This is a genomic window from Pandoraea vervacti, assembly GCF_000934605.2.
Lineage (GTDB): Bacteria > Pseudomonadota > Gammaproteobacteria > Burkholderiales > Burkholderiaceae > Pandoraea > Pandoraea vervacti.
The window spans coordinates 1,487,750-1,501,406 of record NZ_CP010897.2; the positions used below are offsets into that span (position 1 = coordinate 1,487,750).

At 61.0% G+C, this 13,657-nt stretch carries 10 protein-coding genes, 1 tRNA gene and 2 pseudogenes; 9 read left to right on the forward strand and 4 right to left on the reverse strand.

What is annotated here, in order from left to right; all coding sequences use genetic code 11:
* The 4 genes from lolA to UC34_RS06710 all read left to right on the forward strand — a co-directional run bounded on the left by lolA (position 1) and on the right by UC34_RS06710 (position 4,085).
* A complete protein-coding gene (gene lolA, locus UC34_RS06695) occupies positions 1 to 657 on the forward strand; it encodes an outer membrane lipoprotein chaperone LolA (RefSeq protein WP_044454834.1) in 657 nt (218 codons plus the stop codon).
* 195 nt (positions 658 to 852) lie between these two features.
* Positions 853 to 2,283, forward strand: coding sequence for a replication-associated recombination protein A (locus UC34_RS06700; RefSeq protein ID WP_052810925.1), 1,431 nt, complete (start codon positions 853 to 855; stop codon positions 2,281 to 2,283).
* Positions 2,284 to 2,572: 289 nt separating this feature from the next.
* Positions 2,573 to 3,892 carry a serine--tRNA ligase gene (gene serS, locus UC34_RS06705; RefSeq protein ID WP_044454835.1) on the forward strand — a complete coding sequence of 440 codons (1,320 nt, stop codon included), beginning with the start codon at positions 2,573 to 2,575 and terminating at the stop codon, positions 3,890 to 3,892.
* 102 nt (positions 3,893 to 3,994) lie between these two features.
* Positions 3,995 to 4,085: transfer RNA gene (locus tag UC34_RS06710), tRNA-Ser, on the forward strand.
* A gap of 81 nt (positions 4,086 to 4,166) precedes the next feature.
* Here the strand turns inward: UC34_RS06710 and UC34_RS06715 are convergent.
* The 4 genes and pseudogenes from UC34_RS06715 to UC34_RS06725 all read right to left on the reverse strand — a co-directional run bounded on the left by UC34_RS06715 (position 4,167) and on the right by UC34_RS06725 (position 6,798).
* Positions 4,167 to 5,087, reverse strand: a complete 921-nt coding sequence (locus tag UC34_RS06715; protein WP_084070406.1) for a TetR family transcriptional regulator — start codon at positions 5,085 to 5,087, stop codon at positions 4,167 to 4,169.
* Positions 5,088 to 5,098: 11 nt separating this feature from the next.
* A pseudogene (locus tag UC34_RS26155) lies at positions 5,099 to 5,503 on the reverse strand (electron transfer flavoprotein subunit alpha/FixB family protein); the annotation flags it as partial.
* Positions 5,504 to 5,577: 74 nt separating this feature from the next.
* Positions 5,578 to 6,037 (reverse strand): annotated as a pseudogene (locus UC34_RS26160) (electron transfer flavoprotein subunit alpha/FixB family protein); the annotation flags it as partial.
* Positions 6,034 to 6,798: an electron transfer flavoprotein subunit beta/FixA family protein gene (locus tag UC34_RS06725; protein WP_044454837.1), complete on the reverse strand. Its 765-nt coding sequence runs from the start codon at positions 6,796 to 6,798 to the stop codon at positions 6,034 to 6,036. The gene UC34_RS06725 and the pseudogene UC34_RS26160, both read right to left, overlap by 4 nt.
* 215 nt (positions 6,799 to 7,013) lie before the next feature.
* On the opposite strand from UC34_RS06725, the gene UC34_RS06730 reads away from it, so the two are divergent.
* From UC34_RS06730 to UC34_RS06750, 5 genes are all read left to right on the forward strand, one after another.
* Entirely contained in the window at positions 7,014 to 8,216 is a 1,203-nt protein-coding gene (locus UC34_RS06730; protein ID WP_044454838.1) for an acetyl-CoA C-acyltransferase, read from the forward strand.
* A gap of 33 nt (positions 8,217 to 8,249) precedes the next feature.
* Positions 8,250 to 9,170 carry a hotdog family protein gene (locus UC34_RS25145; protein ID WP_167370641.1) on the forward strand — a complete coding sequence of 307 codons (921 nt, stop codon included), beginning with the start codon at positions 8,250 to 8,252 and terminating at the stop codon, positions 9,168 to 9,170.
* A 37-nt stretch (positions 9,171 to 9,207) separates the two neighbouring features.
* Positions 9,208 to 9,987: an enoyl-CoA hydratase/isomerase family protein gene (locus UC34_RS06740; protein ID WP_167370642.1), complete on the forward strand. Its 780-nt coding sequence runs from the start codon at positions 9,208 to 9,210 to the stop codon at positions 9,985 to 9,987.
* A gap of 175 nt (positions 9,988 to 10,162) precedes the next feature.
* Positions 10,163 to 11,146 (forward strand): WD40/YVTN/BNR-like repeat-containing protein, encoded by a 984-nt coding sequence (locus UC34_RS06745; protein WP_044454840.1) that lies wholly within the window; start codon positions 10,163 to 10,165, stop codon positions 11,144 to 11,146.
* Between the two features lie 10 nt (positions 11,147 to 11,156).
* Positions 11,157 to 13,598 carry an efflux RND transporter permease subunit gene (locus tag UC34_RS06750; protein WP_052810928.1) on the forward strand — a complete coding sequence of 814 codons (2,442 nt, stop codon included), beginning with the start codon at positions 11,157 to 11,159 and terminating at the stop codon, positions 13,596 to 13,598.
* The last annotated feature ends 59 nt before the right edge of the window (positions 13,599 to 13,657 follow it).

The following is a 13,657-nucleotide window of genomic DNA, read 5'->3' on the forward strand; positions in this document are numbered from 1 at the left end:
ATGCTGGGATTCAAGCGCAGTTTGCCGCTCATGGTGGGCGCGGTGGGTGTCACACTGGCAGCGATGGTTGCACCGGTGTATGCCAGCGGCACGGCACAGCTCAAGGCGTTCGCGGCGCAGGTGAAGTCGGCACGCGGCGAGTTCGAGCAGAAGCAGGTGAAGCCGCAACAGGGGCAGGACGGTGCGATGAAGGTGACGAACAATGCCTCGGGCACGTTCGAGTTCTCGCGTCCCGGTCAGTTCGTCTGGCATTACACCAAGCCTTACGACCAGTTGTTGCAGGCGGACGGCACGACGCTTTACGTCTACGACAAGGATCTGAACCAGGTCACGGAGCGCAAGCTGGGCGACTCGCTCGGCGCGAGCCCGGCGGCCATTCTGTTCGGCAGCAACGACATCGAGAAAAGCTTTTCGCTCAAGGATGCCGGCGTGAAGAACGGCATCGACTGGGTGGAGCTCAAGCCCAAGTCGCAGGACACGCAGTTCCAGCGCGTGGGCATCGGTTTTCGCGATGGCAATCTGGCTGCGATGGAGCTTTACGATGCGTTCGGCAACGTGACCTTGCTCACGTTCAGCAATATGCAGAAGAATCCGTCGCTGCCGGCGGGCAATTTCAAGTTCACAGTGCCTAAGGGCGCCGACGTGATCAAGGGATAAGCTGGCGCCACCCCGATCCCCCGGATTCCCCGTTGTTACCGGGAAGCGCAATACCGGCGGTACCAGCGATAGCGGTGATGGCGGTGATGGCGGCATTCCCGGCATCCCCGACGGGTTGGCCGACGGGCTGGCATAATGGGGACATCTGATTATCTGACTGCGGCCGGGGATTCCCCGGCCGCGCTGCTTGAGAACATGCCAAACGACGCCCCACTGTCGGCTTCGGTGCCTTTGGCCGAGCGCCTTCGCCCCCATACCATCGATGACGTGATTGGTCAGCGTCATTTGCTGGGCAAGGGGAAGCCTTTGCGCGTCGCATTCGAGGCCGGTCGTCCGCATTCGATGATCTTGTGGGGGCCGCCGGGCGTCGGCAAGACGACGCTTGCCCGTCTGATGGCGGACGCCTTCAAGGCGTACTTCATTGCGTTATCGGCGGTGCTCTCCGGGGTCAAGGACATTCGCGACGCCGTCGAGGCCGCGCAGATCCAGCGCGCGCAGGGCAAGCAGACGGTCGTGTTCGTCGACGAGGTGCATCGCTTCAACAAGGCCCAGCAGGATGCCTTCCTGCCGCACGTCGAATCCGGTCTCTTCATCTTCGTTGGCGCGACGACGGAGAACCCGTCGTTCGAAGTCAATGGCGCATTGCTCTCGCGCGCGGCTGTCTACGTGCTCAAGAGTCTGAATGACGAAGAACTCGGCGAGATGGTCACGCGCGCGTCGCTCGCGTTGGGCGATATCGGTTTCACGGACGAAGCGCGCCAGGGGCTGATCGACTCGGCCGACGGCGATGGCCGCAAGCTGTTGAACAACGTCGAGATCGTGGCGCAAGCGGCGATGTCGCAGGATCTGGAGATCATCGACGAGGCGCTGCTCGCCAGCGTGCTGGCCGAAAATCTGCGGCGCTTCGACAAGGGCGGCGACGCGTTTTACGACCAGATCAGCGCGTTGCACAAGTCGGTGCGCGGCAGTTCGCCGGACGGCGCACTGTACTGGTTGTGCCGCATGCTCGACGGCGGCGCCGACCCGCGTTACCTGTCGCGCCGCATCGTGCGCATGGCGTGGGAGGACATCGGTCTGGCCGACCCGCGCGCGGCGCGTATCGCACTGGATGCGGCCGAGACGTATGAGCGCCTTGGCACGCCCGAGGGGGAACTGGCGCTGGCGCAGGCGATTCTTTATCTCGCGTCGGCGCCGAAGTCGAATGCGGGCTACAACGCGTATAACCAGGCGCGCGCGTTCGTCGGCAAGGACAAGACGCGAGCGGTGCCGATTCATCTGCGCAATGCCCCGACGAAGCTCATGAAAGAACTCGGTTACGGGCATGAGTATCGGTATGCGCACGATGAGCCCGATGCCTACGCCGCCGGCGAGACGTATTTCCCGGACGACCTGCGGGCGCAGAACTGGTACCGTCCGGTGCCGCGCGGGCTGGAGGGCAAGATCGGCGAGAAGCTCAACTGGCTGAAGTCGCTCGATGCCGAATGGCGTCGGGCGAACGTCAAGGATGCCAAGGGACGAAAGACGGGCGATGCGCCGGGCAGGACGCCGGGCGCCGAGAGCAAGTCGTCGTCATCCGCTGCCACGAAGACGCCGCCAGCGGACACAGGGGAAGACGAGTCCGCCTGAGACACTGACTCAGGTGCTGACCCGGGGACTGGCTCAGAGGCTGAAAGGTGCTGAACGGTACTGAGCGAGACGCCGGTCAGTCGGCTTGGCGAGTCCCGTTCGAAAGCCCGTTCAAAAGCCCGATCGAAAGCCCCTTCGAAGTCTCGATAAGCGTCAAATCACGTCACGGGGCTGCGCGTTTGGTAAAATCGCGCCATTGCCGTTTTGCGCGACGAGAAACTGCGTCGGCGGCGGCCAACACACAATTCATGGCTCACTGACGTGGGCCGTTCACCAAAGATTTCCCACCATGCTCGACATTCAACTTCTTCGCAAGGATCTCGACGGCGTTGCCGCGCGACTCAAGACGCGTGGCTTTTCGCTGGACGTGGCGGCGTTTGCCGCGCTCGAAGCGGAGCGCAAGCAGATCCAGACGCAAACCGAGGAGCTTCAGGCGCGTCGCAATGCGCTGTCGAAGCAGGTCGGCATGAAGAAGGGCAAGGGCGAGGACGCCTCTGCCGAGATCGCCGAAGTCGGCGGTATTGCGGACACGCTCAAGGCGTCGTCGGTGCGTCTGGAAGAGATTCAGACACGGCTGTCGGATTTGTTGCTGGGTGTACCGAATCTTCCGCATGAAAGCGTGCCGGTCGGCTCGGACGAGACGCAGAACGTCGAAGTGCGCCGCTGGGGCACCCCCCGTGAATTCGACTTTACGCCCCGCGATCACGTCGATCTGGGCGCGGCGCTCGGTCTGGATTTCGATGCTGCCGCGAAGCTCGCGGGAGCACGTTTTTCGGTAATGAAGGGCGGCATTGCACGGTTGCATCGGGCGCTGGCGCAATTCATGCTCGACACGCACACGAGCGAGCACGGCTACACGGAGACGTACGTGCCGTACATCGTGAACGCGGCGTCGATGCGCGGCACGGGCCAGTTGCCGAAGTTCGAGGACGATCTGTTCAAGGTGCCGCGCAAGGTCGGCGGCGGCGATGAGGGTGAGCGCATCGAGAACTTCTATCTGATTCCGACGGCGGAAGTGTCGTTGACGAATCTGGTGCGTGACGAGTTGCTGCCGGGCGATGCCTTGCCGTTGAAGATGGTCGCGCACACGCCGTGCTTCCGCTCGGAGGCGGGCAGCTATGGCAAGGACACGCGCGGCATGATTCGTCAGCATCAGTTCGACAAGGTCGAGTTGGTGCACGTGGTGCGTCCGGAGGAGTCTTACGATGCGCTTGAGACGCTCGTCGGTCACGCCGAGACGATTCTGAAGAAGCTGGGCTTGCCGTTCCGCACGCTGGTGCTTTGCACGGGCGACATGGGTTTCGGCAGTGCGAAGACGTACGACATGGAAGTCTGGATTCCGGCACAGAACACGTATCGCGAGATTTCGTCGTGCTCGAACATGGAGAGCTTCCAGGCACGTCGGATGCAGGCACGTTATCGCAATGCGCAGGGCAAGCCGGAGCTGGTGCACACGCTCAATGGCTCGGGGCTGGCGGTGGGACGCGCGTTGGTCGCGGTGCTGGAGAACTACCAGAACGCCGATGGTTCGGTGACGGTGCCTGAGGTGCTGCGCCCGTATATGGGCGGCATCGAGCGACTCGAACCGGCAGCGCAAACGTCGAAGTAAAAAACTTCGAAAAAGGGGTTGCTGAAAAAAGAAATTCGGCTATAATCTCTTTCTCGCTGCTTGAGGCCACTCAGGCAGCGAACCAAAGCAGAAAGAACGCTTGGAGAGGTGGCAGAGTGGTCGAATGCGCCGGACTCGAAATCCGGTATACGGTTATACCGTATCGTGGGTTCGAATCCCACCCTCTCCGCCAAGCACACAATGAAGCCCTTGATCATTCAAGGGCTTTTTTGTTTTCTGCGCCGGCGGATGAGCAAGATGGCTGTAAAGGGGTTTACTCCACCGACATGTATGGCGTGTGGAAATCCATCCAGTCGTAGGACTCGTTCGACCATGCCCAACAGTTCGTCACCGGCGAGCGTCCCGGAGAGGGCCGGGGGCGTACCGTCGCCGACGCGTCGTGAGTCGACGGAGCCGTCGGTTGCGCTTCGTAGGCGGGTGCGGTTGCGGATGAGGTAGCGCGTTGGTCCATATTCCTGATTCCAAATGCTGGCTTGTCCCGGATCGGGGCGGGCGAGGTGAGATCGCCCTCTCGAGTGACGGGATCTCTCGAGTAAAGGCGCTCGATCAACGTGAATATCGTGTTCAGGCTATGAATGCCGTCACCAGGCGTCGCCACGTTCGGCAGGCGCAGCGTGTCATAAACGATGCCGGAGAACTGGGAGTGAATGAGCCGTGCAAACGCCCGCGCGTCGAACGTTTCCACCAGTTGCTTCAGAACCACGGCGCGCTCCAGGGCGCGCGTGATATGCACAATCGCCTTCTCTGCATTGGCACGCACCAGCTCAACCGTTTCGACTTCGTCGCCAATGAACTCGCTCTTGTTGAGCAGGATTTCGGCCATCCGACGCCGACGAGCATCGGTACTCAGCGATTGCAATGCAGACACCAAAACGTCGCGCAAAGACCGAAGGACGGTGTCATCCCGACGGTCGACACAAGTGTCCAGGGCGTCGTGAATCGGATCCCATGCGCGTCGAAACATGGCGTCGAAAACGTCGTCCTTGCTGCGGAAGTGCACGTAAATTGCGCCACGCGTCAAGTTGGCGTTCCTCGCAATGTCATCGAGCGTCGTCTTGGCTCGCCCTTCCAGTGCAAAGAGCGATTCCGCGCTGTCAAGTATCGCTTCGCGAGTCATCGACGGTTGTCTTTTTCGTCGTGCCGAGCGCACTGTCTCATCAGCAAACATATCCATTTCGATCCCGGTCAGCCACCCAGTCCTTGCACCATTTCGGGAACCGCCGAGAAAAGATCGCCGACCAGCCCATAGTCAGCCACGCCAAAGATCGGTGCTTCGGGGTCCTGATTGATGGCGACGATGACTTTCGATTCTTTCATGCCGGCCAGATGCTGGATGGCGCCGGAGATACCGACCGCGATGTAAAGGTCCGGCGCGACCACCTTGCCGGTTTGGCCCACCTGGTAATCGTTCGGTGCGAAGCCGGAATCCACTGCGGCGCGAGATGCACCCAGCGCTGCATTGAGCTTGTCGGCCAGCGGCGCGAGGACGTTCTCGTAATTTTCCTTGCTGTTAAGTCCCCGTCCGCCCGAAACCACGATGGAGGCAGACGCCAACTCCGGACGCGTGAGCTGCGCGATTTCGCGTCCCACCAGCTTGACTTTGGCGCACGCCGTCCCGGCGGAAATCGTCGAAAGTTCCGCGACGCTCTCACCCGTGTGCGCAACGTCGAACGCTGTCGCGCGAATGGTGAGAACCTTGATCGGGTCAGCGGATTTCACGGTAGCGATGGCGTTGCCCGCGTAGATAGGACGCTTGAACGTATCGGGCGCCACCACTGCGGTGACGTCGCTGATCTGTGCGACGTCGAGACGCGCAGCGATACGCGGCATCAGGTTCTTGCCGTGCGCGCTTGCCGCAGCCAGCACGTGGGTGTACTCATGCGCGATCTCGAGAACGGTGCTCTGCAGATTCTCTGCGAGCCCGTCGGAGAGATGTTGAGCGTCCGCGACCAGAACCTTGCTGACGCCGACGATGCGACGGGCCTGTTCGGCAACGGCGGCGGTCTCGTGGCCCGCGATCAGGACATGAATTTCCGCGCCGATGGCCTGGGCTGCCGAGATTGCGCTGAGCGTTGCGGGCTTTACCGATTGGTGATCATGCTCTGCGATGACGAGTGTTGTCATTTTCCGATTTCCTGGATGACTTTGGCTTCCGATTTCAATTTCTGAAGCAACGCGGCGACGTCAGGGACCTTGATGCCGGCGCTACGCGCCGCCGGCTCGGAAACACTGACGATGGTGAGTCGAGGCGTGACGTCCACGCCAAGCTCGTCGGGCGTAATCGACGCCAGCGGCTTCTTCTTCGCCTTCATGATGTTCGGCAGGGTGACATAACGCGGCTCGTTCAGACGAAGGTCTGTCGTCACAACAGCGGGCAGTTCAACGCAAAGTGTTTCGGTGCCGCCGTCGACCTCGCGGCTGACGATCGCCGCGCCGTCGCTGAAGCGGATCTCCGATGCGAATGTGGCCTGAGGCATGTCGGCCAAAGCGGCGAGCATTTGACCGGTTTGATTCGAGTCGTCGTCGATGGCCTGCTTGCCGCAAATGACAAGGGACGGCGCTTCCCGGTCCACCAATTGCTTGAGTAGTTTTGCGACGGCAAGCGGCTGAAGATCCGCGTCGGTTCTGACCAGAATGGCGCGGTCGGCCCCCAGGGCCAAGGCGGTGCGCAACGTCTCCTGCGCCTGATCCGGACCGCACGACACCACGATGACTTCGGAAGCGACGCCGGCTTCCTTGGCTCTGACGGCCGCTTCAACGGCGATTTCGTCGAAAGGGTTTACCGCCATCTTGACGTTGGCGAGGTCCACGCCCGAACCGTCCGGTTTGACGCGTGCTTTGACGTTCGGGTCAATTACCCGTTTGACGGGCACCAAAATTTTCATCCCACGACTCCCAGTTCACGAACGGGCTCCTTAGACCCGGTGAGCGAACTTTAGGGCGGGCATTGCGGTGCAGCATCGTCCTTGTGGACTAAGGCGGAGCAGGCATCTTTGACACATTCGCGGGGATAGTCTCAATGGACGATGACGCATGGATCGTCCAGTTCCAGTATTCGGGCAACTGCTGCGTCGTTGCAGCGCCGAATGCAAGGAACGCTATGAGAGAAGCTGTCGTTGTCGCCACTGCACGCACCGCCATCGGAAAGGCCTTCCGTGGGGCATTTAACGACACGGAGTCCCCATGGCTGGGCGCTCACGTGACGCGCGCCGTCGTTGAGCGCAGTGGCGTGGAGCCCGAACTTATCGACGACGTTGTCCTTGGGGTCGCAGCACAGCAGGGCACACAGGGATACAACCTCGGTCGTCTGGTCGCGCGAGCCGCCGGCCTGCCCGAGACGGTTCCGGGAGCGTCGGTGGATCGTATGTGTTCTTCGGGACTGATGGCCGTCTCGATGGTTGCCAAGAGCATCATGTGCGGCGAGCTCGATATTGCGGTGGCCGGTGGCGTGGAATCGATTTCGCTCACGCAGAACAAGCATAAGAACGCCTACCGCGCACGATCGGCCGCCGTGCTGGCGATGGATCCCACCGCCTATATCCCGATGATCGAAACGGCTGAACTCGTCGCGAGCCGCTACGGGATTTCCCGTCAGGCGCAGGACGAATACGCACTATCGAGTCAGCAGCGCGTCGCATCGGCGCAGCGAGACGGTTTGTTCGAACCGGAGATCATCCCTGCCGACGTCGAGAAGCAATTGTTCGACAAGGAAGGCAATCCGAGCGGAAAGTCGAGAGTGGTTCTCGGCGCGGATGAAGGTAATCGTGCAGACACGTCGATGGCGTCCCTTTCACTGCTCAAGCCGGTGTGGAAGGACGGCGAGTGGGTCAGCAAAGGCGAATTCATTACGGCGGGCAATTCAAGTCAGCTCTCCGACGGCGCGTCGGCATGCCTGCTGATGAGCCGCGACGAAGCGAATCGCCGCGGGCTCAAGCCGCTCGGCGCCTACCGCGGATTTGCGGTCGCGGGATGCCGGGCCGACGAGATGGGCATTGGCCCCGTCTTTGCCATCCCGAAGCTTCTGAAACGTCATGGTCTGAGCGTTGCAGACATTGGGCTCTGGGAGCTCAACGAGGCTTTCGCATGCCAGGTGATCTATTGCCGCGACCAACTGGGAATTCCTTCGGAGCGGCTTAACGTCAACGGCGGCGCGATCGCCATCGGCCATCCCTTTGGCATGACGGGGAGCCGACTGACCGGCCATGCACTGCTTGAGGGAAAGCGCCGTGGTGTCCGGTACGTGGTCGTTTCGATGTGCATCGGCGGTGGCATGGGCGCTGCGGCATTGTTCGAAATCGACTGAGGCGAAACCATGCATGACGTGGGGGAAAGACCGGTGCCAGGCGCCGAACGAATCGGCCGGACGTTTGGCCCGATCGTCGCTTGGGACGAGGTCAATACGGCGATGGTGCGACAGTGGCGCGAGGTGTTCGGTTACCCGGCATCACGCGACGAAGACGTTCCGCTCGCCATGCTTCAGGTCTGGACGATGCCGGGGTATGGCGGTGTTCACGCACCGGGTTCATCGGACACGGACGCCTGGGATGTGCTGAACATCCTCGCGAATCACGGCTTCACGAAAGCCGTGGGGATCCGCTCGCAACAGCGCTTCTACCGGCGACCGTGCATAGGCGACCGACTCAGATACTCCTCGCATGTCGGCACGATCAGCGCGCTCAAGCGAACTGCGCTGGGAGACGGACACTTTGTGACCGTGCATTACCAGTTCACGGATCAGCGCGCGAGGCCCGCCGGCACAATGGAATTCACGATGCTCGTTGCTTGTCCCCGGGCATCCAACGGTCATTCCGACGCCATGGCTTCAGCGACGAATATGCCGGATATTCGCGGTGGTGCGTCAGACGACAACGTGTCGAAGGACTACCCCACGCTGCATCTTCCTGTGTCGACGACCAGCATCGTCGCGTCGGCGATCGCCACCCGCGACTTTCATCCCATTCATCACGACCAGGCATACGCTCGTGCCTCAGGGTCGCCCGACATCTTCCTGAACATTCTCTCCGTCACCGCCTACGTCGAACGGTTTGGCCTTCTCGTATGCCCGCCGATGTCGACCATTGCGGCAATCGACGTCAAGCTCGCGCTGCCGATTTTCCCGGGCGATGAACTCGTGTTGACAGGGGAAGGCGAGGACACGGAAGCCGGTGCGGAAAAATCGATAACGGTGGTCGGACGCAGTGCGAGAGGAACCCACGTGCGTGGGGCCGTACGGTTTGAGCGCAGCCATGATGCGTGAAACTCGTGACATGTCAGCCGTTGCGCCGGATCCCGTCTTGTACTCGCAACACGGCGGCGTGGTCACACTGACCCTCAATCGCCCGCAACAGATGAACGCTCTCAGTCGTTCGTTGGCACGTCGACTGCGCGAGTGTGTCGAGCGTGCTGTGTCTGCGTCCGATGCGCGCGTCATCGTGATTCGCGGGGCAGGTGCGAATTTCATGGCCGGGGGGGATCTGCGCGAGTTTCAGGCGTTGCTGCAACTGGCCACGGAAGATGGCAAAGCGGCCTTCAGCGATCTTATCGACGACGCGCATCACGCCATCTTGCTGTTGCAACAAACCGGCAAGCCCGTTGTCGCGTGTGTGCATGGCGCTGTCGCCGGATTCGGCGTCGGGCTGATGGCCGCGTGCGATCTGGCGATTTGCGCGGACGACACCTTCCTCAAGCTCGCCTACAGTCTCATCGGGGCCAGCCCTGACGGCGGGGCGACCTACGCACTTCCGCGCGCGATGGGACACAAACGCGCGATGGAGTTGACGTTGCTCTCCGATCGCGTCGATGCGCACACTGCAATGCGCTTGGGCCTGGCCAACTGGGTCGTGCCCGCGGACAAACTGGACGACGAACTGAACGCGTTGGTCGAACGCCTGGCACGGGGCTCGACCGGCGCGATGGCAAAGACAAAGGCGCTCGTCCATCAAGGCGCCGTCAACACGCTTGCGCAACAATTGTCGGCCGAACAAGACATGTTTGTCCGAGGCGTCGAAGCGCCTGATTTCGCTGAGGGCGTGAACGCATTTCTCGCTCGCCGTGCACCGATCTATCGCAGCTAGTCCCATCGGACGATGCCTGCCCGTTCAATCGCGCCAACAATCCATCTCATCGAATGCACCGCTCCGGAATCGCCGGAGTCCGGCGATTCGTTACCTCATCACAATTAGCGCAATACATGCGCATCCGGAGACACGAGGCGGCCTCGCAGTCAGCGTCGTTGCCTAAGGAGGAGCTGTGCACAAGCTTGTCGGTATCGCGATGTCGGCGATTGTCGCCGTCGCATCTGTCGTTGCGTTTTCGGCGCGTCCCGAACCCGCATTCCCTCCAACTCAGATCAAGTCCGACAAGTTGTTGGTCAGCGGCATTGACGTCAATGCGTCGGGCGCCGCTGCGGCCGGGGACATCGGGACGGTGCTCGTCAGCACCGACCAGGGCAGGACATGGCATCCGGCGAAGACCTCGCCGGGGGGCGAATCGGTCGAATCGGTCGAATCGGCATTGACCCGACTTCATTTCGTCGACGCAAGCCATGGTTTCTCCGTGGGGCAGGATCAATCGATTCTGAAGACGGAGGACGGTGGAAAAAGCTGGACGCGCGTGCACGTGGCGTCTGATCGCGCGGAACCGCTGTTCGATCTCTATGCGTCGGCGGGCGGCCAGCTGTTTGCGGTCGGCGCGTTTGGCGCATTCCTCGAATCCGGCGACGCAGGGCGCACGTGGAACGCACGCGAGATCGGTGTGGAAGATGCGCATCTTTATGGGATCGCCGGACGCGGGGACAAGCTGCTGATCGCCGGAGAGCAAGGGTTGGTGGCCCGATCTGTCGATGGCGGACGGCACTGGACGACCGTGCCGAAGTTCTATGGAGGATCGTTCTTCGGTGCACTGGCCCTGTCGCAAGGGAAGTGGCTGGTCTATGGCATGCGCGGGCGCGTGTACATCAGTGACGCCGACATGCTGTCCTGGCAGGAAATTCCCACCCATTTGAACGCGGCGCTGTACGGCGGCACGCAACTGCGCGACGGCCGCGTCGTCCTTGTCGGACAGGGAGGTGCGATCGCACTCTCCGATCCGGGCGTGCAGTCGTTCGCGACGCTTCACGCCGGCGCAAGAGGAAGTTATTCCGACGTTCGTGAAATGCACGACGGCAGCCTGTTGCTGGCCGGCGAGACAGGGATTGCGGTGGACAAGGCAATCCTGAATGCAAAGCAGCCCTGAGGAAAAAGCGATGCAGTCATCATCCTACAAATTCGTCGGGCGCTGTGCCGATCGCCTGTTCGCCAGTCGCCGGCTTCTGCTGACGATCTTCGTCATCGTCACCATGCTTCTGGCCGCCAGCGCATCGAGGCTCAGTCTGGATCCGGGCTTCTACAAGATGATCCCCCTGGATCATCCGTACATGAAGACCTTCATGAAGTACGCCAACGTCTTTCCGGGGGGGAACCGAATTCTCGTCAACCTGCGCTGGAACGGTGAAGGCGACATCTATAACGCGAAGTTCCTGAATGCGTTACGTGGCGCCACCGACGATGTGTTCTTCATCCCGGGAGTCGACCGTCCGCGTGTGGCGTCGATCTTCACCCCGAACGTTCGTTTCGTCGAGGTCACGGAGCAGGGCTTTTATGGCGACGTCGTCGTACCGTCGAAGTTCAGTGGCACGCCGGACGAGTTGGCAACGGTCAGACGAAATGTGGCGAAATCCGGCCAGATCGGTCAGTTGGTACAAAGCGACCTGAAAGGCGCGATGATTCGCTCGGACCTGCAGGAGACGGATCCGCAGACCGGCAAGAAGGTCGATTATGTCGAGGTGGCAAAACGCCTCGAAATGGTTCGGCAACATTTCAGTTCGCCGGACATCTCGGTCGAGATCATTGGGTTTCCGACATTGATCGGCGATATCGTCAGCGGACTTGCCGGCGTGGTGACGTTCTTCGCCGCGGCATTTCTGATCACGGGCGCCTTGCTTTTCGCGTATTGCCGGTCGGTGAAGATGACGCTGCTTGCGCTGCTCGTCGCGCTGCTACCCGTGGTGTGGCTGCTGGGCATACTGCCATTGATCGGATACGGCATCGATCCGCTCTCCATTCTTGTGCCCTTCCTGATCTTTTCTATCGGCGTTTCGCACGCGGTGCAAATGACCAACGCGTGGAAGCAACAGATTCTGGCCGGTCGAAATTCCATTGACGCGGCACATGGCGCATTTTCCTCGCTGTTCATCCCGGGAAGTGTTGCGTTGCTCACCAACGCGCTGGGCTTTCTCGTCATCATGCGCATCGATATTCCCAGCGTTCGTGAGCTTGGCGTAACGGCGTGCCTGGGCGTGTTGCTCATGATTGTGACGAACAAGATGCTGTTGCCGATCGTGCTCTCGCATATGAAGCTTGAGGCGTCTGCCAGGAAAGCGCGCGCGTTTGACGAGGACGGGAAGCACCCCCTTTGGTGGGCAATGTCGAAGGCGGCATCGCAGCCGGCGGCGATGGTGGTTTTCGTCATTAGCCTGGCGTTGCTCGCCGTCGGTGTTTACGAATCGAGAAACCTGACCGTTGGCGATATCGGCAGCGGTGCGCCCGAGCTGCGAGATCAGTCGCGCTACAACCTCGACAACGCCGGGATCATCAAGAGCTACTACACCGGCGTCGATGTGCTCAGTGTGATTGCCGAGACTTCCGGATATACGGATGACGCTTGCCTTCACTATCCCGTCATGCATGCCATCGACCGGTTCGAGATGCAGATGCGCGGCGTGTACGGCGTGCGATCGGTGGTCAGTGTGCCCGACGTGGCGAAGGTGGCAATCGCGGCAAACAACGAGGGAAATCCGCGCTGGCAGGCATTGCCGAAATCGAGTCGCGGTCTCAGTCAGGGAGCCGACGGATGGAATCCCGATGGCGGATTGAACACCGACGGCTGCAAGGCGATACAGATCCTCATCTACACCGAGGATCATCAGGGCGCCACGCTCAAACACATCGTCTCGGAAATCAAACGGATCTCGGCGGGCATCCAGACACCCCAACTGTCCTTCAAGCTCGCGGCAGGCAACGTGGGGGTGATCGCCGCGACCAATGAAGCGGTGACCGAAGCCGAAGTTACGATGCTGCTCTCGATTTTTGGTGCGATCAGCCTGCTTTGCGTGCTGACGTTCCGCTCATGGAAAGCGGTGCTTTGCATCATCGTTCCGTTGGCCATCGTCTCCATCCTTTGCAATGCGTTGATGGCGATGCTCGGCATTGGCCTGAAGGTCGCAACGTTGCCGGTCATTGCGCTGGGTGTCGGCGTCGGGGTCGATTACGGCATTTATCTCTACGAACGTGTTCAGCATGAAATGGAACACGGTCGAAAAGACTTCCAGCATGCCTTCTATGAAGCGATGCGCCAGCGGGGCACTGCCGCGGTCTTTACCGCCATCACGATGGCTTGCGGTGTGGGTACCTGGGCATTCTCGTCGCTGAAGTTTCAGGCGGATATGGGGGTGCTTCTGGCATTCATGTTCCTTGTCAATTTGCTCGGCGCTGTCTTTCTGCTCCCCGCGCTCGGCGCCTGTTTCACCCACGCGAAAACGGTTCGATCGTCCGCTGCGTCGAGAGCGCCGATGCGCTTTACGGCCGACGATGAAAGCGTCGCTCAACCCAAATCCCGGCATTCGCAAGCCGAATCGGTTCACGAATAAATGCGGGCGGGTTTGTGCGTAGTCGCAATGGACGATGAGCCCAATTAATGACGCAACCA

What these genes read in the sequence shown, in the direction of transcription:
- UC34_RS06725 (WP_044454837.1), bottom strand. Translation starts at nt 6,798, where the DNA reads ATGAAAATTTTGGTGCCCGTCAAACGGGTAATTGACCCGAACGTCAAA.
- lolA (WP_044454834.1), top strand. Translation starts at nt 1, where the DNA reads ATGCTGGGATTCAAGCGCAGTTTGCCGCTCATGGTGGGCGCGGTGGGT.
- UC34_RS06715 (WP_084070406.1), bottom strand. Translation starts at nt 5,087, where the DNA reads ATGGATATGTTTGCTGATGAGACAGTGCGCTCGGCACGACGAAAAAGA.
- UC34_RS06750 (WP_052810928.1), top strand. Translation starts at nt 11,157, where the DNA reads ATGCAGTCATCATCCTACAAATTCGTCGGGCGCTGTGCCGATCGCCTG.
- UC34_RS06700 (WP_052810925.1), top strand. Translation starts at nt 853, where the DNA reads ATGCCAAACGACGCCCCACTGTCGGCTTCGGTGCCTTTGGCCGAGCGC.
- UC34_RS06730 (WP_044454838.1), top strand. Translation starts at nt 7,014, where the DNA reads ATGAGAGAAGCTGTCGTTGTCGCCACTGCACGCACCGCCATCGGAAAG.
- serS (WP_044454835.1), top strand. Translation starts at nt 2,573, where the DNA reads ATGCTCGACATTCAACTTCTTCGCAAGGATCTCGACGGCGTTGCCGCG.